Origin of the sequence: Stenotrophomonas sp. STM01 (assembly GCF_014852135.1) — a bacterium.
Lineage (GTDB): Bacteria > Pseudomonadota > Gammaproteobacteria > Xanthomonadales > Xanthomonadaceae > Stenotrophomonas > Stenotrophomonas capsici.
The window spans coordinates 490482-510512 of sequence record NZ_JACVBA010000001.1; the positions used below are offsets into that span (position 1 = coordinate 490482).

Consider the following 20031-nt stretch of genomic DNA (forward strand, 5'->3'; position numbering starts at 1 on the left):
TCAGCGTCCCATGTACTTACTGCGTATGACGCGCCGCTGTCGCGCGCGCGGCGGAGGGGCCGGTGCGGCGTCATCCGCCCTCACGTCGGGGTTGTCGTCCCATTCCGCTGCCCAAGGCGGCGGAGCGGCCAAGTTGATCGCCGGCACATTCATCCAAAGCGCCAGGCCCTCTGCATAACCGCACAGGTCGAATGCCTCGTTACGGCGATTGGCCAGGTTCTCCCAGCCCTTCGCAGTCCGGGATTCGGCTGTCAGCTCCGCGTAGAACGCCTCCGGCAGCCAGTCGGGGAAGTGGTAGTAGCCCGGTCCCGGCTCGGCCCGCTTCACGTTGGCGCTTACGGTGTCCTTCAACCGATCGACGTTGAGCAACAACTGGGGAACATCACCCTTCGATCCGGACTTGCGGTCCTTTCGCTTGCTGCTGTCGGGGAACGTCTCGCGGAACAGCGGGCCTTCACGGCGCGTGTCGCCCTTGATGAGGCGCACCCGCGTGTGCAGCTTGCGCACCTTCAACGAACGCCAGAATTCCAGCGCGCGCACCGAGGTGCCGGACTTCCCGCCCCAGTCAATGCCCGTGGCGCGGATAGGCATGGTGCGGCCGGTGCCATCGGCCAGCGGGTACCGCCGCGTGATGACCTTCTCGACCAGGCGCTCCCAGTCCTCCAGGTACTTCGGCGGGTCCAGCGGCAGGAAGCCACCGGAACCGTCCGGGCGCGCGGAGGTGCGCATCGTGAATGAGTCCACGACCCACCGCTCCAGCTGCCCGGACTCGCCGATGCCAAACCCGAGCACCAGCACCACGAAACGATTGCCCTGCACGTCCACTGTCGCGGTGAGGAACCGCACGCCCGGAGGCACCGCGCCCCTGCCCCAGTCCTCCGCCCGCTTCCGCATCTCGTTGGGGTCGCTGACCGAGCGCGCCGCCATCGGCACGTAGTTGATGGCGCCGTCGACGTTGTGCGTCGTTTTCAGCGGGCGCTCTTCACCGGTGGTGGCGAAGGTGCGCAACGCCTGGAAGTAGCGCTCCACCAGCGATTCCCACGACTGATACGCCGCCGCGACGCCGCCCAGCCAGAAACTGGCGATGCGCGCCTCCGGGCGTTCGCCGGTAACCGTGCCGTCGGGGTGGACCACCTGCCCCTCTGCCGCCCAAACGCCAGAGCGGTTCATGCCCTCCTTCCACCGGTGCTGCAGGCCGACACCGCAGTGCGGGCAGTGCAGCAACGAGTAGTGACGTGCCAGCTTCTGCACATCGTCCAGCACCACCCGCTCGAGCAGTTCCTCCAGCGGCGGCAGCGCGAAGCCGTCATACCCTGGCGCCGCTTGGAAGCGCTCGCCGCATTCGGGGCATGGCCAGTACCAACGGCGCCGGTCGCCTCGGGCGTATAGCGCCGCGATGCCGGCCGCCGGCGGGCCTTGATGGGTGTCGATCGGCTTCCAGGCACCGTCGGTGTAGTCCGTCGCGGGGCTGGACTCAGCCACCACCATGCCGGCGGACATGTAGGTCTGCGTGCGCTTCAGCGCCAGGCCGAAGCACTCATCGATGGCCAGGTCGCCGGTGTAGTTATCCACGTCCGTCATCAGGACGTCGTGGATGTCCTTGCCCGACAGCACCGAGACCGACGGCCAACCCATGCGCAGCGACATGCCCGAGCGGAAGAACTTCAGCAGGATGTTGTCATCGTGCGCCCGGGGGCTGAGCCGCGATCGCAGCTCGGGGCTGGCAGCGATGCTGCGCGAAATGCGCGTTTTGCTGTAGTCCTCCGCTGCGTCCTTGGACATCTGCACAACCATGGCGTCGGCCGGGTTGCACGTAATGAGGTAGGCCAGCCGTGCGTCGATCAGCGAAATGGTCTTGCCCGAACGGGCCGGACCCACGAAAACCACGGACTCGTAATGTCGGCTTCCAGTGGTATCCAGCGGCTCGACCATATACGGGGTCGTGTGCGGGTCCCAGGCGCCGGCCGCGCCGGCGGCATTGGCCACCTGCAGCGCCTTGGCCCCTTCACTCACCCGGATACGCCGGGGCGGTCGGATCATCTCGGCCACGCCGAGGCGAACGCTACGCGCTGTCGCGTACGTCGTCATCGGTGATGCCCTCGTACATGGATTGTCGGACGCGGTCGCACTCGTCCTGGACCTTCACGACCTGGTCCGGTGTCAGGCCCGCTTTGCGCTCCAGCACGTCCGGCAACGTGTCGAAGAACTGCACCACCTTTTTCACCAGTTCCGCGTAGTCCGCCTCAACCTCTGCGGCCGGTACCAGCTGGCCGATGGTGGATTCCACCTTCAGCCGCTCGTTCTCGGACTGGTAGTAGGCCCGGCGCTCCATCGGCGGCAGGTCGCGCGGGTCGACGACCCCGTCAACCCCGGCGCCTGGGCCAACCGGATCAACCAAGGCGGCGGCGGCATCGGCAAGGCGGTACACGTCGTGGCCAGCGCGCTTGGCCAGCGGCGGGATGCCGGCCTCCTTCAGGCGCTTGGAGGCCGTGCGCCGGTCCATGCGGAACTCTTCCGCCAGCCGGCCAATCGACCAGCCTTGGGAGAATTCGTGGATGTCGGCCATGTCCTACCTAATGCACAACGTGTACAGGGGTGAAAACGCGGTTTCTCCCGGGAAAAACGCAAAAAATGCCCTCTAGTGGTGGAGCATCCTAGGGGCCGAAAAACTGGAAATTACCGGGGTCCGAATTCCCCCCGGTCGGCCCGGGCCGCCCCCGGGGCCCCGCCCGTTCAGGTTTCTGTGGATAATTTCGATGCAGCGTGGAACGCATGCACACAACGGCAAATGTTCCACGGAGTGAAACGCAGGCCACCATCAGAACTCCTCCACATCCCGGCCACCGCCGTCCCGCTTGGCCCTCACCTTCACGGGAGGAACCGGAACGGGTATATCGCTGCGACGGATGGCCTTTAATCTGGCATTACTAGGCCGGAGCTTGAACTGCGCTCCGCATCGCTGTCGCACAGTCAAACCTCCGCTGCGGCGCACAGACGCTCAGCAACTCCAGCCATGCAATGGCCACGAGCGTCTCGCCGGAGCATTGAGAAGTGGTGTCGTCGTCCGACGACGCGGTTCCCAATCTTGTAGGAGTGGCTGACGTTATGAGCCTGATCACACCATTCCAAGTTGTCAGAGCACGAATTCATCGTGTCCGCATCGATGTGGTTGACCTGCGGAAGATTCGAAGGATTAGGGATGAATGCCTCAGCCACCATTCGATGAACCATCAGACGATGCCTTTCGCCTCCCGCGTCTAAAAGGACAATGCCTGGGTACTTCGCGCCCCAGGTATGAAGTCGCAACACACGCTGTCGGTGAAGCTTCGTACCCATAACGCCATTCCGATAGACCATCGGAACCCGCCGCTCTATGGACCTGACCCGACCGTGGTCACTGACCTCATACCGTCCTTCGAAACCAGCAACCTCCCTCCAGCACTCCTGTTTCATACTTCCTCCACAGTCCAGCCACCGCCATCTCGCTTGCTTCGGGGATATGCGACGCGGAACACGAAGGGATACATGTCTGCAGCGACTTTCATCTTCACCCTTGCGTCATCGGTGTAGATCGCCTTCGATCCCTTGCAGTCGTGAAGTTCGAGTTGCCCATTCGCCAACATCACAGCGAAGTCCACCGTCAGGAACGTTTTGTCCGCCAGCCGCAGCTTGATGCCCTCGAACTTGTGCCAGAGGATTTGCCCCGCATGCTCCAGCGCGCGCAGCCTGTCGGCATAGGCCTGCTCGGTCTTGTTCATCTCGCCGGCCTTCAGCCGACCCAACGCGAGATGCCCGCCGCCCTTGCCCCGCCTCATGCCCTGCCACCGCTTGGGCTCACCCGGCACCAGTGCAGCGCGCGGCGCACCCAGAACTCGACGCGATCCCAATTGGGTTCGAGGCCGGTCATGCCGCAGAACAGGACGACAGAGCGGATGTACCACTTCAGCCACCAGCGGACGCGCAGTTGCACCACTACCCTGCCCGCGCTCACGGCTCGGCCTCGACCGCGCAGCCCGCCGCGATCACTGCCCGCCGGTCTGCCTGCCACCCATCCCACAGCCATTCGATTACGGCTGCGTCTGCGTCGGCTGCGCCAACAATTCGCGCCGCGCTGTTGAAGCGCCCTGCGGCACTGGCTTGGACGGCATCGGGGGCAGTACCACCGGCGATGGGTCCGGGCGCAACACAGGACCACTGTGGCTGCAGCTGCACATCGCCGCGGCGCAGAGCAGCAGCAAGATCGGTTTGAGCGCGTTTCGCATCGTTCAGGGCCTTCTCGTAACGGGTGTCAGCAGCGGTCCGGATCTCGGCCACCGCCTTGGATGCTGCCTTCGCCTTCTCGGCGACCCGGGCAGCGGAGTCAGCCAGGCGGTCCAGCGTCGCGGCGTGGCCGGCGTTGTCGGCAGCGCGCGCCGCAACCTCGGCCGCGTACTCACCGCGCCATTGGTCGGCACCCCAGCGGAAGCCCAGCACCACCAGCAAGGCGGCCAGCAGCGCGATCAGCAGCCAGCGGAGCAAGCCGGCATACGGCCGCAGCGGATCGAGCGCGGAAATGAAGTCGGTCCGGTTCATCTGAAACCCTCAATGGTTGCCCGGTCGGGGTGCCGGTAGCTGATCCAGTCCGGCATCGGCACAAACCGGCCGTTCTGCTTGAGCTGGATCTGGACGTCGTAGCGAGGCAGGTTCTTGAACGCCGCATCGAACTCCTGCAGCAACACGGCCATGCGTGCCTGCCAGTCGTCCGGCATCTCGTGCATCAGCACACGTGGCAGCGGAAGCCAGGATGCATAGCTCAGCCCGAACCAGCCCCACAGGGCGTCATACCCGACGCGCATGCCATTACTCACTTGAGCCTCCACGCCCTTCAGGGCTATTGCTTTACTTGTGCCAACACAGGGCGAACAATCGTTCTCCCCTCCTCCGGGAATACGAACATGGCCGACCGCCTGCTCTTCGAGTACCAGGAAGGCTGCTACGTCAATCCAGACCAGGTTGTCGCGGTGACCAGGCTTGATGGTGGACAACATGGTCCGTGGGAGTACCAGATCTACGTGACCGGCTCCGAGATGCCATTCCGCGCAGCCAATTCAGACAAGACGGTCGTCGAGGCGTCCCGGAACGGCCTACTGACGTTCTTCGAGATTCGCTCACCAAAGCGGTAGCACACCCTTCACGGGTCCATTCCGAGGTCGCCGTGCCAGTGGGCAAGCGCGGCGACGGCAAGGCCAACCAGCAGGCCAACGCCCAGGTACATCACGTCGGCTCAGGCGGGATCACCGCCCCCACCGACCGCATTGCCGACTCCAGCGTCATCACGCGGAGGCGCAACCGATGGGCCTCCTCCTGTGCCGCCATTCGGAGCTTGATCTCCTCGGCCAGCTGGGTGCCCATACGCTGTTGCGCAGCCTCCAACGCCTCGATACGGGCCGTGAGGCCGCTCACCAAGGCGACGTTGGCATCCGTCTCGGTGCGTTCTTTCTTCCGGCTGTTGATGACGCCCCAGATTTCCCGGACCAGCCACAGGGCGAAGGCACCACCGGCTGCCCACCAGGGCGCGGTGCTCGGATCACCGTCCATCAGGCGAGGGCCTGGCGCACGCCAGCCTCGATCACAGCCTCATCCCAGAACAGGCCGCCGTTCTCATGGCGGGCAATCGCCGTCACCATGCGCTGCAGCGGCACCTGCTTGTTTAGGTTCACCAATTCACGGCTGCCCACACCGACCTCCCGGGCCACCTGGGTGATGTACGCCTCGGTCGGGTTCTCCACCGGTGGCGCCCAGCGGCTGATCATCTCCCGCACGGTCCGCAAGCCGTGCTGGTTCTGGTACGTGAGCAGGGTCTTTGCCAGCGCGCGGAAGCCAGCCTGCGGCGTCTCGAACACGCAGAAGCGCTTCTCCCTCGCCAGAGCCTCGGGGCTCCGATCCTCACCGCGCCACACGGTCACAGTGCGGTCCAGGTTTCCCGGGTTGTTGTTGCGGACGCCGCGCGGCTCCTGCTTCGTGCTCATGGGTGAATCCCCTGTGTGGCAAACGTGCCCGTCACCGCAGCCCGGCTGGGCTCAGTCGTTAATCCGGTGAGGGTGGACGGGCGTGAAAGGTCCGATCACCACCGCTGCCTGGTACCAAACCAGTCATGGCGGAACTGGCGCGCTTCCGCGCGGCACCGGCCCCAAACGCTTCACAGCGTGCGACGGGCTTTGCGGTGCAGTGATGATCGGGTTGAAAAGAAAAAGCCCGGCTTGTGCCGGGCTTTCGTCGCGTGATGCTAGAACTGTAGTCCAGAAAGTGCGCGGGGGTCACCCGCGCGGCAGCCCCTCCCCCCCCATTTCCTCGCTGGGCACAAGCTGACCCACCATCGCTCCAAACTGGGGCCAAGGAGAGGCGCATGCCAGGGTTGCGGATGTACTCATACGCTTCCTTCGTGCACGCTAAACTAGGGGCAGCATGACAAGTAGTTCGACCTAAAACCGTAGCCTCGGATCTCCGCCATGCAAATGCAGAGAAGGGAACTGCCGGCGTTGCCGGCATCGACGCACACATCTGGTGTATCACCTTTGGCTGTACGTAAGCGCTTCATGTTGCTTCTTCTGGCTTCCGCTTTTGTACCTGCCACGCTCTTGTCGGCAATTCAAGCCATTTATGACTATCGTCAGGTCGTGAGCCGACAAGAGGATCGAATCCGCCTCGCCGCCAAGCTAACAGCGAGATCGATTGACCAGTTCATGGAATCGCATGCCGCCGCCGTAGCGCTCGCGGCAGTGAGTAAGTCTCGCGATGCACCCATTGATCTGAGCGCGTTGCGCAATCAGTTCCCAGCCCTCGTTACGACGATCGAAACCGATCAGCTCGGTCGAGTAGTTGCTGCTGCGCCGGAGAATCTGAGATCACGGGCGATGGGCCAGTCAGTCGCAGACAGAGACTATTTCAGAGCTCCTGCGTCCGGCTCAAAGAGGTATGTCTCCGGGGCCTTTCGCGGAAGACGCCTAGGAAACGAACCCCTAGTAGCAGTATCCGCACCGTACTACAGGGAAGGAACATTTGCGGGAATCGTACAGGGTGCGATCGATGTAACCTCTTTCACGTCGCTCCGATCGAAGGCGCTAAGACAGCGCGGACAGGAGCTCCTGATAGTCGACCAATCAGGCCAAGTCATCCATGCTAGCGCTGGCCTTCCCTACGCATTCCTCCAGCCGATAGGGAGGTCACTCCAGTTGCCGACATCAGAAGGCCTTGACCCTGATAATGGCGTCGTGGTGGCTTCCAGAGAGCTTCCGAGCGGAGAGGCCTGGATTGCCGTAACCACTCTTCCTTCCGGATGGCGGGTCGCACTGATCGAGAGCAAGGAGCCCGCGTTGTCAGCTGTTTATCAACACGGCTTCCAGACCCTGCTGCTTTTGCTTGTTACCGGATTTTCCGCGTTCCTTGTGTTCAATTGGCGATTCGGCCAACTGGCTGATGCGGTGGGTGCTGCTCTGCGAAGCCTCCGCGCCATTGCTGCTGGTGAAAGCCAGCCCACACTCCTCCGCTCCCAGTTCCCCGTAGAGCTCCTTGGAATTGCCGATGACACCGTAAAGCTCGTCGCTCAACTTCACGAATCCAACAGACATCTGCAAGTGAGCTTGAGAAGGGAAGAGGAACTCAGCGGAGCGCTCAGGAAAGCAAATGCAGGACTCGAAGAGGCAGTCAGAGCTCGTACCACGGAACTCGAACGGGCGAACAGGGAGCTTGACCGGGCCAGTCAGACCGACCCTCTGACCGGGGCATTGAATCTTCGTGGAATGCGCGCTGCGTTATCAACGAGAACTGACCAATCGGGCTTCCTGACGAAGCCCATGGGCGTACTGATGCTCGACGTCGACTTCTTCAAGAAATACAACGATCACTATGGCCATCCGTCTGGCGATGCTGTCCTTCGACTCCTGTCCGAAGCTACCGCTGGGGAACTGCGCGCCGAGATTGACCAATTGGCGCGCGTCGGTGGAGAGGAGTTCCTGGTGCTCGCCCCAAGTGCCAACGCAGAGGTATGTCAAAGGCTGGCTGAGCGTATTCGAAGCAAGATCTATAACCTTTGCATCGCGCACCACGACGGGATCGACTCACGAGTCACCGTGAGTATCGGTGTCGCGACTGGTGAAGTCGGCCAGCACGTTGACACAGTTCTGCGCACGGCTGACGACGCCCTTTACACAGCGAAACGAAATGGAAGAAATGCGTGGCACCTTGCGACCTCGTGAGTTGGGTTACAGAACGCGCCCAAGATGCGAAGGGATCAGGTTCATTGTCTGCGCAAGGTTCTCGCAAGTTCCTTGGCCGCCGCTCGCTCACAGTCAACCGCTCTCGTCTGCAACCAGTCCACAACCTTGGCCCAGCACTCGCGATAGGTCGATTCACTGACGTTAAGAACATGGGCTCTCTCGCGATTGCTGAGTCGCTCCCCTCTCATGTAGCCAATGACAACGAGGACAATCTTGACCATCCGCTCCTCGAGCTTCTCGGGGAATAGCTGGTCACGAGCAACAGCAGCGCGCGCCTTCAACATACTCAGGTTGCGGCGGGTCTGCTCGCCTTGGTCCCGCTCGAACTTCGCTATGCAGTCGGCGATTCCCCAAAGGGTCCGGGCGTCGATGAAACGGCGCGACCGGCGATTACGTTCCTCGAGCGCCAACCGGGTTATCCCATGAAATACTCGAACGATGTCCGCGCGGCTCGGATCGGGCCCATACAGCAGTTCCAACAAGTCCCGGCCAAGGCCAGCCGGCACCATCCCGAGCGCGCCAGCGATGTCGATGTTGGTCAGAACATCCACCCCGCCACCGGTAGCCGTCTCCATGCGGATAGTCGTGGGGTTCAGCCGGGCCAGTAGTTCGCGCACGTCGCTCATGCCGCTCTCCTTTGTTCAATCACGTAGGTCTGTTGCTCGATCAGGTCGTCGTCGGTGCCGTAGGTTTCGTGGAACGCCCGTGAGCCGTCCATGAGGCTCGGGCCGTAAACCTCCCGGGTCTGCGCCGGGGTCTTGCCCTCCTGCGGATGCCGGCGGTGGTGCCAGACGCACAGCGCATAGCCGAACATGTGCCCGCGCCGGCGGTTGCCGCTCTTTGCGTGGTTGTAGTCGCAGCCGTAGACGACCAGCCCAGCGTCCAGCAGCCCGGCCAGCAGCAGCGACAGGCAGGCCATGCACGGGCCGACCTTCGCCGCTTCGATGCGCGCGGCCTCCGCCGTGGTCGGGGTGCCCGTGGAGTGCTGCATAGCCATCAGTCCTGGTCCCCGAAGCCGCCGCGGCGTCCACCGCAGAAGAACTTGTTCTTCCCGCCAGCGCGCGGCGCCGGGCGGTCGGGCTCGGGGGCCTCCGGCAGGTCGCCCTCTCGATCTCGCAGGGCCATGTGGGCGTAGTCGTTGCGCAGGAAAATGGACTTGCCGGCCTCAACGTCGCGGCCCTTCGCCAGGATCAACTCCACGATGCCCCGCATGTGGGTGGTCTTGTCGTAGTAGTCATCCCGATGGATGAAGATGATCGTGTCCGCCTTCTGCTCGATCTCGCCGGACTCGCGCAGGTCGGACATGTTCGGGCGCTTGTCCTGGCGGTTGGACAGCGCGCGGTTCAGCTGGCCCAATGCCAGCACCGGGCAGTTGAACTCCTTGGCGAGGGTCTTAAGCCCTTGCGCGATCTCGCCGTACTCAAAGCGGGCAAGCTTGGCGTCGATCTTGAAGTCATGGATGTGGTCCACCACCAGCAGCTCAATCGGCCGGCGGGCATGTAGCGCGCGGGCGCGGGCCATCAACTGGCTGATCCGCAGCGCCGGGGTGTCGTCAACGCTCAGATTCAGCGCACGGCGATACCGGACAGCGGCGGTGACCTTGGCCCAGTACTCATCCGAGCCGCCCGGGGCCAGCAGCCATTCATGGGGAACCTTGGCCGCGGCGGAGATCCCGCGCCGGTTGAGCTGGTTCTTGCTCATCTCCAGCGAGAACAGGGCCACGTGCCGGTCCACCGCGGCGAAGTCGGCGATGTTCAGTCCCGCGATGGATTTACCCATGCTCGGGCGACCGGCGAGGATGATCAGCTCGCCAGGCTGCAGGCCGTGCGTTGCATCGTTCAGGTCCTTCCACGGGGTCGGCACGCCGGTGATCGAGGTGCCCAGCTCGAAGCGGTGTCGCAGGTCATCGAACCAAGCCGGCAGGGTGTCGGTGACGGCTACCAGGCCGCCCGTGTGGCTGGGGGCCAATCCCTGCATCAGCACTTGGGCCGCGGCGATGCCTTCCTCAGGCTCGAAACGCGGGTCATAGGCTGCGTCCGCGATCTCGGTGCCGATGCTGACCATCCGGCGCGCAAGCGCCTTGTCGCTCACGACCTTGGCATAGCCGGCGATGTTCGCGGCCGATGGCGTGGTGCTGGCAAGCGTCGTCAGGTAGTGGTCGGGAACCTGCTCGCCCATGCCCTGCGCCTGAAACCACTCGCCCAGCGTCACCGCGTCGAACGGGCGGTCACGCTCAACCATGTCCCGGATCGCAGTGAAGATCAGCTGGTGGTCGCGGCGGTAGAAGTCCCCAGGCTCCAGGGTGCCTTCAATCTTCCGCCAGGCCTCCGGGTACAGCAGCAGCCCGCCGATCACCGCCTGCTCGGCGGCGACGCTCTGCGGCGGAACCCGCATCTGGGCGACGGTGGCGTCCGCGTCGAACATCAGGCGGCCTCCTCGCGCTCAAACAGCTTCAGCATCGTCTTGGGCTGGGTCATGAACTCGAAATCGGGCATCCAGTTCTCGTGCCCTCGCCCCCCGCCCTGCCGCCCGGAGTGGAAATCGTCCCTGGCGGCGACGGCGAAGTACTCGGCCCAGAACTCAGGCGGGATGCGGCTGTGGCCCTTGGCCAGGCAGATGTCCCGGGCGATGGAGACGCAGCGCTTGACCTGCTGCTGGCGCTTGTCGCGCCCCACTGCCGGGTTCACCGCCGCCAGCAGCCCGCCGTTGCCCTTCACCAGGGCCGAGGCGTTCCAGGCTGCAATCGCCTCGTCGGTCACCGCCGCCAGCCGCAGCACCTCCTTCGGCGAAGCACCGCCACCGGAGGCGTCATCCGGCGCAGCCGATGACGAGTCCGAGCGAAGCGAGGACTTAGGCTCTTCTGGAGACGGAGACGGAGACGGAGACGGAGACGGGGCACTGCCAGAATCTGCCACTGGCACTTTCTGGCACTCCGCGTGGCAGTCATTGGCACTGCCAGATTCTGCCAGTGGCATGCCACTGGCACTTTCTGGCGGTGCGGCTGGCACCGGCTGGCAGTCGATCCCAATGCGCTTGGCATACTCGGGCATCATCCGGGCAGCCTCAGGACGCCCGTACTGCTTGCACAACGCAGCCCACTTCGATTTCTCGCTGCGTGCTTCCGCCCCGGCTGCCCACGGGTTGTGGTCTGCCCAGTCGTGCAGCGCGTAGTCGTCGCCGTCCTGGTCAAGGAAGCGCACCCGCACCAGCTCGCGCACGAACGCGCCATCTTCGCCCAGCCAGTCGGCGGCGAGCTCGATGTCTTCCACAGTCATGCCGGACAGGTCGCCGTCGCTACGGTTTGCCGCGGCCCAGGTAATCAGGCAGATCAGGTTCCATGCCCCACCCTGCCCCAGCGCGCGAATCAGCTTCTTGGTCTTCGGGTGGCTGGATAGCCCGGTCGCAATGCGTGCGTCCTGCATGTCAGCCTCCCGCCCGTGTTGTGTTCTTCATGCCACTACTCCCACGTCCTCCCGCAAGACCCGCATCCCTCAACCGCGCAGGAGTTCGGCTGTCCCACCAGGAGCTACCTGGCGGTTAGAGGGGCGGGATTCGGTCAGGGGCGCTTGCGCGCCTCCGGTACTTCTGCCGGCCCCGCCGCGTCAGCCTCGGCCAGAGCGAGGTACTTGCGGTTCCTGGCAAGGATCTTGGTCAGCGAGGCAATGCGCGCCTGCTTGATGGCGACGGCCGGGCCAGGGGGGAGCCGGGTCTCACGCAGGGCTTCCAGCGTCTCCTCGTGCTCCTTCACTCGCTCCCGCAGCCACTCCACGCGGGTCTGCGGCTTGCGCTCCGGCATCACGAACGGCGCGTGCGGCTGCGCCATGTACCGGCGCTTCAGCTCGCTTTGCAGGTCTTCGTCGCTGAAGCGCTTCAGTGCACCTTCCAGCCACTCAGCGGATCGGCCCTTCCTCGGCTTCTTGGCGGGCTTGTCGGCCATCACGCGCCACCGCCGAGCAGCGCAACGAAACGGCGCTGAATGGTCAGCGCGGCAATGACGACATCGTTGCAGCGGTCAATGATCGTCTTGGCGTGCGGGCGGTCCCGCTCATCGATCACACCATCGGCGGTGGCGGGCGTCAGAGCGCTGACCAGCGACCCGAACTCCGTCATCAGCACGCCGATGCCGGCCGTGTCCGCATCCGCGGCGATCAGGCTCAACCGTATGGGCAGCAGGCCGCGCCGTGCCGCGAGATCCCGTTCGCAGTCGCTGCGGTAGGGCTCGGGCAAGCTCAGCACCCATGCGTCCTCAAGATCGGCCGGCAGCGTCTTCACCTTGCCGTCCATGTAGCGCCGCAGCGCCTGGCCGTTCGACTTGAGCGCATCCGCCAGGTCGTCGCCATGCCCCAGCCGGAGCGGGACGGCCTTCTTGTCGTGCCGGTGCGGCGCGGTCATCGCGAAGTACTGCTCCGCCACGTGCATGGCGAAGCTGTTGGCGTTCATCGCCGTTTCGTTGAGCATCTTGTCGGTGTAGCCGTAGATGACCTGCTGGCGCGAAGGCAGAAACTGCCTCCCCAGCTTCATGACGTCGCCGGCACCGGTCGCCAGACTGCTGCCCATGGACGGAATCGAACTCATCTCAATGGACCCTCAGGGCCGGAAGGCGGGCACCGCCCACCCTGCGGTAGGCTGCTGTTTCCACACGAACAGTCCGCAAGGAGGGCGACATGGACAACCAACTGCTAAGGGACATTCGTGCGCTACTGGTTTCGAAGCGAGCCAGGCAGCTCCAACAGTTCACAGAACTTGCCAAGACGCCGGGCGACGTGGAGCTATCCGTAGATGCTTCAGGCCGCGAGGTGCGAAGGCTTACGTTCGACGCTGCGCTTCGCCTTGCCGTGATCGAAATGGAAAATGCTCGGGAGGTCATCGACGAGTACTCAACGACCTGATGTCCGGCCGGATGCCCGCTTCCTGGCGAGAATCCATGCGTTCCAGACAGTCGGAAATCCGAGTCAGCATTCGCAGTTCCATGCTGGGATCGCAGACTGATGCTTCGGGCTCGCACGAGCCGCTGATGACGCCAAGCAGCCTTGCCATGGCTTCTGCCGGCGCCACGCCCGAGGTAAGGAATGCCAATCGCGCCTTGGCTACCAGCTCGCGGCGTTTCATCGGGCAATCTGTGCTCAGGGCGGCGTCGGCTAGCTGCAGGCTGCGCAGCAAGTTCTGCTGGTTGCGCACCAACTGCATGGTTCCAGTTTCGCGGCGCTTGCTCATTTCAGGCCACCTCCACGGGAACGATCCTGTCGTCGTCCGGATCTACCGGCGGCGGCTCGGCTTGGACCTGCGGCTGGACGCCCAACAGGCGCAGCACCTCGGGCACCGCCGGCAGCGCGCGCTCCTCCTCCCAGCTTTCGACCTGATCGACAGGGAGACGCAAGACAGCGGCCAGCTGCTTATCCGTGGTGAACCCCAGACGAGCGCGCAGCGCGCGCTTGCTCATGCGGGTGTCTACCTGGGCGGCCAGCTCCTGCCGTGGATTGACGCCCATTTCCTCGGCTGCCGCACCTGCGAAATCTGCGGGGGTCAACTTCGCCAGCTCAAACGCTGCCGCCGCTCGTGGTGCTTTCGTGCGGCCAGCACGAATCTCCCGGATGGCGTTCGGGGTGACGCCAATGCGCTGGGCGATAAGCGCCGGCGTAGCGCCAGCGCCGATGAGCAACTCGATGTGGTTGTTCCAGTCCATGCCGACGAATCTACAGAATCCTGTAATTCATTTCAACAGCATTCTGTTACAGAACTCTGTGAGCATTGCTGAATGGATAGTATTGGCACCCGAGTTCGCCTGGAGCGCGAAGCGCAGGGCATAGACCGCAAGGAACTGGCACGTCTCACCGGCGTCGGCTACAGCACCCTGTCCGAACTAGAGCGCGGGGGAATGCAAACCTCCACAAAACTCCGCGTGATCGCGGATGCGCTCGGTGTATCGCTCCGCTGGCTCGAAACCGGCAAGGGCCCCAAGGCCCCTAAAGTCGAAGTTGCCGAGGACGACTACACGGACATCGTCGGGTACTCCCAAGCTGCAGGCCTCGGAAGTGGCACGGAGGCGGTTGAGTACGCGGAGACCCACAGCCTCAAGTTCAAGAAGACCAGCCTCCGCCGCCGCGGCATCCTTGGCCGCCCACTCGCCGTCTACTACGGCAAGGGCGACAGCATGGAGCCGTCCATCAAGGATGGCGACGCCATTCTGTTCGACTCCAGCGACACCCGCATTGTCGATGGGGTCATGTACGTCATCCAGGTGGATGGCTATGCCTACCCTGAGTTCTATGTGAAGCGCGCCATGGTTCTGGACGCCGGCGTCTACTTCGCCAGCGACAACCCCGCTGGCGACCATGCCTGGAAGAAGCCGAAGGCGATGGATTCAAAGAAGCACCCGATCACGGTCATTGGCCGGGTCCACTGGATAGGTGGTTGGGCAGATTAATCAGCACAAAGGGGGAAGAATGGAATCTGACGAGTACACATCGGGTCATCTGGCCGTGGTGCCGATCCGATACGACGGCGGTGATGCGGAGCGTCACGAGATTGAACTGAACGTCCTTGGGGAGTCCCTCCAAGGGATGGCTCGCGTCCTTGCCGTTACAGGTAACTTCGTCGCAACCGGTGAGTACACCAAACAGTATCAAGCTATGGATGTCAGGGTCCTTGTTAAGGAGCCCAAAGCCAACTGTTATACACTTGAAGCCCTTATCAGTTTTGCTCAGCAACAGCAGCTTTTCAGTGGCGTTGCCGGCCCCGTTGTTGGTGCCCTAGTTGCTTGGATCTTCAGTCGCGCAAGCGGGAAGAAAGAAGAAATGAAGATGCTCAAAGACGCGCTAGACAAAGTGCTAGCGATGCAGAGCGACAACCAAGACAAACTTCACGCCACCTTGGAGAAGATGGCGGACTCGTTGCGTCCGGCAGTTCGACAGGCGGTAGCACCAGTGGGGAAATCCTGCACAACCATGACTGTCGCGGGATCGTATGTGATCGATGAACCAACGGCGCAAGCTATTCGCGGCACTGGAGAAATGGAAGTTGGCGCCGAGCGAGTGTGGGAGCTGATCATCTCTGAACTCGATAGTGAGACCAGCACTGCAAAAGTTCGGTTGGCCGACGATGACTCAAAGCGCATCAAGGCAAGGATCACAGATCCCTTGGCGGCCACCATCCCTAATCCCTATGCAACGGCCTTGGCTACCGCGGCCATGATCAAGGTCAAAGGCAAGGCAGTCATGAAGGATGGAGAAGTCGAAGCTATCTTCATCAGCGACTTGATCGGCTGACCCCTCTACATGCCCTGAGCAACACGGGTCTGCGGGGTTCTTCGCAGCAAAGCACTCCCAAACGCATCTATCCATAGGGGGAAGGGATGTTCTTGAGGAAAGACAGAGATCGTGCACCAGCAAGCGGAATCACGGAGTCACGCCGCCAAGATCGCAGCACGAACGAACTTGTCGGGCTTTGCCGGGGGCTTCTCGCAGACGGTCACGTCAGCCAGATGGAGGCCGAGTTTCTAAAGGACTGGATCGAGCGGAACTCGGCCTTTGTTGGCGAGTATCCATTCGCGCCGATCTACCGCCTGTTGTCCGACATCCTCAGCGACGGCGTGATTGACGACGAGGAGTCTGCGGACCTACACGACACCCTGATCCGCTTCGTGGGCGGCGAAGCCTTTGACGCCAAGGGACAGACAGCTTCGCTCGCAACCAGCCTCCCCGTGACGGAGCCGCAGCCAACGATCTCCCACACCGGGGCCGTCTTCGTCGTGACGGGCACCTTTGCCTTCGGAACTCGCTCGGCAGTTCACGAGGCCATTGAACAGCGCGGGGGTCTCATCGGAGGCAGCCCAAGCCGCAAGACCGACTACCTGGTCATCGGCGAGCTGGGCTCCCGAGACTGGATCAACAGCAACGCCGGGACAAAGATCCTCAAGGCGGTAAGCCTACGAGACGCCGGACATCCCATCGCTATCATTTCCGAGCCGCACTGGGTCAGCCACGTGCGATAAGTAATGCGCCTACTTGGGGGAACTCAAAACCCCGCATATGCGGGGTTCTTGTTGTTGGAAAGTTGGTTGCCGAAAGGAAAGAGCGGCATTGCGGGGAAAACGCTACTGGAATGTGCGCCGATAGATGACTGCGCCTGTACGCCCAGAAAAACAAAGCATCTCGCGCAACTCGACAGGCAACAAAAGCTCGGTTGTTCTAGTTTCCAGCGGCGAACTTATAGTCGCTCGCTCATAATCGAAGCCCGTCCATATCTCCGCCTTCCGGACACGTACGGAATAGGCAACTCGAACACTGTCTCCTTCGAACTTCCTCGCCTCTTCTAAAGCCATCGGGCAGATCGACGGGATGCCATATGCGCCCCCAACCTCTTTGATCTTGTTTCCCTTAAACTGTTCTGGTCGGATCACGAGGTAGTAGGAGTCCTTGATCACCTCGTTGACTTCTGCTCGCGCACCGAAAGAGTTTTGACCGCTGTACTGCGACGCCCCCACCTCTGCACTCCCCAGTAGACAGTTCGCCCCATCAGTCCGCTCGGGGATTGTCGTGTAGCAAGATAGCCTGTATCCCTCAAACGCTTCTAAGTCGGCGTTGTAACGTGCGTCATGGTACTGAGGCATTAATAGGTAAGTCCGATCACCTCGGATCACGGAAAGAAATCCATTGATGTCGGACCTACGCCTCTCAAAATCGGCGGTGGTCTCGAACTCTCCTTTCCGCTTGTCTAAGACATCCTTCCTGATACTAGCGAAGAACTGGCGAAGGTCAGTTGTTTGCCTTACCTCTGACTGCCCCTCCGAATAGAGAACGGGCTCCCACTGAGCGGGCAGCGGCTGGGCCTTCTCGCCTTCCGCCAATGGGATATCGGCCTGAGTCCCCCTATCTTGAGAACACGAGCTAAGCAACACCATGCATATCAGGCCAATTGTCAGTCTAGCCATCGCCCCTCCTTCTTTCGTCCATGTCTCGCCCATGGCCAATATTCCCATGATTCGGGAATAGGCGGGACGCTCGGCCATCTGTGCGGGCGAGATGAGCTCTCAGCCTCGCTCCGGCGGGTTTTCCGCTACCTATCGTGGGTAGCTGAATAAGTTCACCTTGCGAGACGCCGCGTTACAGGATTCTGTTGACTCCTAATTACAGAATTCTGTAGATTGTGCTCCATGCCCCGCGACACACCCATCCGGGAAGGGGCTGGAGATCGGCATGGCTACCCTCACCACCACAGCGCGCGGCAGCGTCCGGGCTGACCACCGGCACATTGCTGAACTGCGAGCTGAGTTGTCGAGCGCTATCGGCGGTGCTGCATGAGCCCCAACAAGCCTTTGGCGGACCGGCCCGCCCTTGTGTTGGAGCTGCTGGATGCCCTGGTGCTGGCACTTCCCTACGTCACCGACGCCGAGGGCTTCCCCGAGCAGTTCAAGCCAGGCGTTGTGAGGAAGCACGTAGCGCAGATACGTGCCGCCATCGCCGCAGCCGAGGGGGCTATCGCATGATCCGCGCCTTCTTCGCCTCCATGCTGCTCGCCCTGGGCGGCTGCGCCGCTTCCACGATCCCCGCGCCGGCCCCCGAAACCCGGACCGCCGGCGACGTGACCGTCCCCGCTGACCTGGTGATCTCCAGCCCGCGCATCTGCGCCGCGCTCGCGGTCTACGAGCTAGCGGACCATGACGATTGGGGCCTGCGCGCCACTATCGCGGGAACGGCGCTCAACGGCTTCCGCGGCGCTGGCCGCGTGCCCGATTGCTCGGCGGGCGTCGCCGTCGCGCTGACCGATCGCTTCTCTGCGCGCAGGTGGCAAGAAGCGCTCGACGCCGTGGATGCAGTCACCAGCGGCTCCTACTCCGTTCCCCTCGCATGCGCCCGGGCAGATGCCGTGGTCCCCCTCTCCAAGGCGGACGCCCGGGCGCACTGCGTCATCTATGACCTCGCTTTCGTCAGCCGCGCGCCCTGACGCGTCCCGGCTATCCAAGGAGATCGACATGCAATGCATGATTTCGCACGAATCCCCTCTGCCGCGCTGCGCCCTGGGGCATCAGGCCAACCACATCCACGACAAGCGCCGCGCGATCTCGGGCGGCGGGCACAACATCGAATGCAAGTGCAGCCACACCGGTCGGCATGAGCAGTTCGAAGATGCGTTGCGCGAGTGGTGCCGCATGCAGGGCGTGGCCCTGCCGGCCGCTGAGACGGCCAGGGCTCCCGTCGTCCCGCTGCCGGAGGCTCGCCAGGCCCGGAAAGTCCCCGTAGACCGCGGGACCATTACCAGCCTCAACGCCATGCAGCGCGAAGCGATGCGCAGGGCGCTGGCTGGTGACTTCGAACTGGCTGATGCCATGGAGTTGCTGAGCAAGGGAAGGATGCGCGGCGGCGCCATGGTCAATGGCCGCTGGCATGAGTACGACCTGCAGTTCGGGATCTGGATCGGCGGCCGGCTCCAGGCCTTCGCTTACGGCAGCGAATTCGATCAGGACGATGACGACTCGTACACCGACACCCGCCTTGTTCTGGACTTGAACGGAGACACCCTGTTCGCCGCCGCGCCGGACGACGACTACCCCGACGTGCCGAGCCAGTACTTGAACGGCCGAACCCCCGTATGGGCACAGACCGTCGTTGACTCCTACAACGAACGGCTGGCTGCGCCCCAACAGCAGACGTTCTTCAGCTCTGAGGAAGCCGCGTAATGCACGCAACCATTGATTCCACCGCCCTGGCCGCCGCGCTGAAGACCAGCGTAGCGCCCACCAACACCCCGCACCCCACCCTGACCCACGCCCTCGTGCGCGCCGAGGGTGAATCGCTGGTTCTGGAAACCACCGACTCGGCGACCTACATGCGGCACACGCTGCCCTGCAAGGTCCACACGCCCGGCGAGGCCCTGCTGCGCGTTGCCCTACTGCGCCCCATTGCCGCAGCTCCTGGCGATGTGGTGCTGCGCGACGACGGCCGCGTGTCGCGCGGGCGCAGCAACTTCAGGGTTCCCGCCTCCGACGTGAGCGCATGGCCGGCAGAGCGCGAGGAAGCATGGCAGCGCGTTGATATCGATCCGGCCGTTCTCGCCGCCGCGATCAAGTCCGCCGGCTATGCCGCCGACGACGACACGATGTACACGAACGTCCGCGGCCTCCACATCCACGGCGGCCTTGTGTGGGGCAGCGACGGCATCTCCCTGTCCTACGCCGACATCGGGTACACCGGCCCGTCGATCACGATCCCGGACGGCCAGGTGCCGCGCGTCGTGCCCATGCTGCAGGAGGGCGCGGTGATCGAGATCGGTAACGTGAATCATGATGTTGCCGGGGTACTGCGGGTCACTGCGGGCGAACAGCAGCTCAGCGTCCGGCTGCTGGGAGCCAAGGCCACGGACATCCGAGCCATCGCCAAGGGAGCGTCCTATTGCGCCGAGCACAGCGCCATCAAGCGCGATGTGCTGCTGGCCGCGGTCAAACGCTTCCTGCCCTTCGCCTCGATCCTGGGCGAGTCCAAGGCTAAGGGCCTGCCCGTGATGATCCTGGCGATGGTCGGCGGTGAGCTGTACTTGGCGGACCGGGCCGAGGAGAACCGCGAGGTCATCAGCGAAGCCGTACTCACCGCCGGCCCCGACTTCCGGGCAGCACTGGACCCCCGCCGGCTGGTCTCGGCCCTGATGGCGGTGGACAGCAACGTGATCGCGCTGCATGCGCCCCAGAAAGGCAAGGGTATGGCGAGTTGGATGCTCTACGAAGACCAGGGCGACGCCGAGTCCACGGCCCACCTGATCAGCCAGATGAACATCTGAGGCGACC

The 20031-nt window shown here is 63.3% G+C and carries 25 protein-coding genes; 9 read left to right on the forward strand and 16 right to left on the reverse strand.

What is annotated here, in order from left to right:
- The 7 genes from IB227_RS02190 to IB227_RS02225 form a co-directional block, all read right to left on the reverse strand.
- The gene (locus tag IB227_RS02190) at nucleotides 1-2088 is read right to left on the reverse strand and encodes a terminase gpA endonuclease subunit (protein ID WP_192286142.1); all 2088 of its coding nucleotides are present in this window, start codon (nucleotides 2086-2088) and stop codon (nucleotides 1-3) included.
- Nucleotides 2063-2566, reverse strand: coding sequence for a DUF1441 family protein (locus IB227_RS02195; RefSeq protein ID WP_192286143.1), 504 nt, complete (start codon nucleotides 2564-2566; stop codon nucleotides 2063-2065). The genes IB227_RS02190 and IB227_RS02195 overlap by 26 nt, the downstream gene beginning before the upstream one ends.
- An 883-nt stretch (nucleotides 2567-3449) precedes the next feature.
- Entirely contained in the window at nucleotides 3450-3815 is a 366-nt protein-coding gene (locus tag IB227_RS02205) for a DUF1064 domain-containing protein (RefSeq protein WP_192286145.1), read from the reverse strand.
- Between the two features lie 172 nt (nucleotides 3816-3987).
- Nucleotides 3988-4572 carry a hypothetical protein gene (locus tag IB227_RS02210; protein WP_192286146.1) on the reverse strand — a complete coding sequence of 195 codons (585 nt, stop codon included), beginning with the start codon at nucleotides 4570-4572 and terminating at the stop codon, nucleotides 3988-3990.
- Entirely contained in the window at nucleotides 4569-5027 is a 459-nt protein-coding gene (locus IB227_RS18400; protein WP_225591564.1) for a hypothetical protein, read from the reverse strand. Before IB227_RS18400 ends, IB227_RS02210 begins: the two co-directional genes overlap by 4 nt.
- A gap of 226 nt (nucleotides 5028-5253) precedes the next feature.
- Nucleotides 5254-5577, reverse strand: coding sequence for a hypothetical protein (locus IB227_RS02220; RefSeq protein ID WP_192286147.1), 324 nt, complete (start codon nucleotides 5575-5577; stop codon nucleotides 5254-5256).
- Entirely contained in the window at nucleotides 5577-6008 is a 432-nt protein-coding gene (locus tag IB227_RS02225) for a structural protein P5 (RefSeq protein ID WP_192286148.1), read from the reverse strand. The genes IB227_RS02220 and IB227_RS02225 overlap by 1 nt, the downstream gene beginning before the upstream one ends.
- Before the next feature lie 480 nt (nucleotides 6009-6488).
- Between IB227_RS02225 and IB227_RS02230 the strand changes: the two genes are divergently transcribed.
- Nucleotides 6489-8234, forward strand: coding sequence for a diguanylate cyclase (locus IB227_RS02230; RefSeq protein ID WP_192286149.1), 1746 nt, complete (start codon nucleotides 6489-6491; stop codon nucleotides 8232-8234).
- A gap of 41 nt (nucleotides 8235-8275) precedes the next feature.
- Here IB227_RS02230 and IB227_RS02235 read toward each other — a convergent pair whose 3' ends face one another.
- The 6 genes from IB227_RS02235 to IB227_RS02260 form a co-directional block, all read right to left on the reverse strand.
- On the reverse strand, nucleotides 8276-8881 hold the full coding sequence (locus tag IB227_RS02235) for a hypothetical protein (RefSeq protein ID WP_192286150.1): 606 nt from the start codon (nucleotides 8879-8881) through the stop codon (nucleotides 8276-8278).
- A complete protein-coding gene (locus IB227_RS02240) occupies nucleotides 8878-9246 on the reverse strand; it encodes a Ref family recombination enhancement nuclease (RefSeq protein WP_132864856.1) in 369 nt (122 codons plus the stop codon). Before IB227_RS02240 ends, IB227_RS02235 begins: the two co-directional genes overlap by 4 nt.
- A 5-nt stretch (nucleotides 9247-9251) precedes the next feature.
- A complete protein-coding gene (locus IB227_RS02245) occupies nucleotides 9252-10679 on the reverse strand; it encodes a replicative DNA helicase (protein ID WP_192286151.1) in 1428 nt (475 codons plus the stop codon).
- Entirely contained in the window at nucleotides 10679-11677 is a 999-nt protein-coding gene (locus IB227_RS02250) for a hypothetical protein (protein WP_192286152.1), read from the reverse strand. The genes IB227_RS02245 and IB227_RS02250 overlap by 1 nt, the downstream gene beginning before the upstream one ends.
- A 134-nt stretch (nucleotides 11678-11811) precedes the next feature.
- The gene (locus IB227_RS02255) at nucleotides 11812-12192 is read right to left on the reverse strand and encodes a hypothetical protein (RefSeq protein WP_192286153.1); all 381 of its coding nucleotides are present in this window, start codon (nucleotides 12190-12192) and stop codon (nucleotides 11812-11814) included.
- Nucleotides 12192-12812 carry a hypothetical protein gene (locus IB227_RS02260; RefSeq protein WP_225591565.1) on the reverse strand — a complete coding sequence of 207 codons (621 nt, stop codon included), beginning with the start codon at nucleotides 12810-12812 and terminating at the stop codon, nucleotides 12192-12194. Before IB227_RS02260 ends, IB227_RS02255 begins: the two co-directional genes overlap by 1 nt.
- A gap of 107 nt (nucleotides 12813-12919) precedes the next feature.
- Between IB227_RS02260 and IB227_RS02265 the strand changes: the two genes are divergently transcribed.
- Nucleotides 12920-13144: a hypothetical protein gene (locus IB227_RS02265; protein ID WP_192286154.1), complete on the forward strand. Its 225-nt coding sequence runs from the start codon at nucleotides 12920-12922 to the stop codon at nucleotides 13142-13144.
- On the opposite strand, the gene IB227_RS02270 is transcribed toward IB227_RS02265, so the two are convergent.
- Nucleotides 13119-13469 carry a hypothetical protein gene (locus IB227_RS02270; protein WP_192286155.1) on the reverse strand — a complete coding sequence of 117 codons (351 nt, stop codon included), beginning with the start codon at nucleotides 13467-13469 and terminating at the stop codon, nucleotides 13119-13121. The genes IB227_RS02265 and IB227_RS02270 overlap by 26 nt on opposite strands.
- 1 nt (nucleotide 13470) lies before the next feature.
- Entirely contained in the window at nucleotides 13471-13938 is a 468-nt protein-coding gene (locus tag IB227_RS02275) for a hypothetical protein (protein ID WP_192286156.1), read from the reverse strand.
- A 72-nt stretch (nucleotides 13939-14010) separates the two neighbouring features.
- Between IB227_RS02275 and IB227_RS02280 the strand changes: the two genes are divergently transcribed.
- From IB227_RS02280 to IB227_RS02290, 3 genes are all read left to right on the forward strand, one after another.
- Entirely contained in the window at nucleotides 14011-14679 is a 669-nt protein-coding gene (locus tag IB227_RS02280; protein ID WP_192286157.1) for a S24 family peptidase, read from the forward strand.
- A 19-nt stretch (nucleotides 14680-14698) separates the two neighbouring features.
- Nucleotides 14699-15520: a hypothetical protein gene (locus IB227_RS02285; RefSeq protein ID WP_192286158.1), complete on the forward strand. Its 822-nt coding sequence runs from the start codon at nucleotides 14699-14701 to the stop codon at nucleotides 15518-15520.
- Between the two features lie 215 nt (nucleotides 15521-15735).
- Nucleotides 15736-16245 (forward strand): BRCT domain-containing protein, encoded by a 510-nt coding sequence (locus IB227_RS02290; RefSeq protein WP_192286159.1) that lies wholly within the window; start codon nucleotides 15736-15738, stop codon nucleotides 16243-16245.
- A 102-nt stretch (nucleotides 16246-16347) separates the two neighbouring features.
- Here the strand turns inward: IB227_RS02290 and IB227_RS02295 are convergent, their stop codons facing one another.
- Nucleotides 16348-17217 carry a hypothetical protein gene (locus tag IB227_RS02295; protein WP_192286160.1) on the reverse strand — a complete coding sequence of 290 codons (870 nt, stop codon included), beginning with the start codon at nucleotides 17215-17217 and terminating at the stop codon, nucleotides 16348-16350.
- A 333-nt stretch (nucleotides 17218-17550) separates the two neighbouring features.
- Here IB227_RS02295 and IB227_RS02300 point away from each other — a divergent pair, with 333 nt between their 5' ends.
- The 4 genes from IB227_RS02300 to IB227_RS02315 are packed head-to-tail and all read left to right on the forward strand — an operon-like array spanning nucleotide 17551 to nucleotide 20024.
- Nucleotides 17551-17739 (forward strand): hypothetical protein, encoded by a 189-nt coding sequence (locus IB227_RS02300; protein WP_192286161.1) that lies wholly within the window; start codon nucleotides 17551-17553, stop codon nucleotides 17737-17739.
- Complete coding sequence (locus IB227_RS02305) at nucleotides 17736-18197, forward strand: hypothetical protein (RefSeq protein WP_225591566.1); 462 nt, start codon at nucleotides 17736-17738, stop codon at nucleotides 18195-18197. The genes IB227_RS02300 and IB227_RS02305 overlap by 4 nt, the downstream gene beginning before the upstream one ends.
- Nucleotides 18198-18225: 28 nt before the next feature.
- Nucleotides 18226-18930 carry a hypothetical protein gene (locus IB227_RS02310; RefSeq protein ID WP_192286162.1) on the forward strand — a complete coding sequence of 235 codons (705 nt, stop codon included), beginning with the start codon at nucleotides 18226-18228 and terminating at the stop codon, nucleotides 18928-18930.
- Nucleotides 18930-20024 carry a hypothetical protein gene (locus tag IB227_RS02315; protein ID WP_192286163.1) on the forward strand — a complete coding sequence of 365 codons (1095 nt, stop codon included), beginning with the start codon at nucleotides 18930-18932 and terminating at the stop codon, nucleotides 20022-20024. Before IB227_RS02310 ends, IB227_RS02315 begins: the two co-directional genes overlap by 1 nt.
- The last annotated feature ends 7 nt before the right edge of the window (nucleotides 20025-20031 follow it).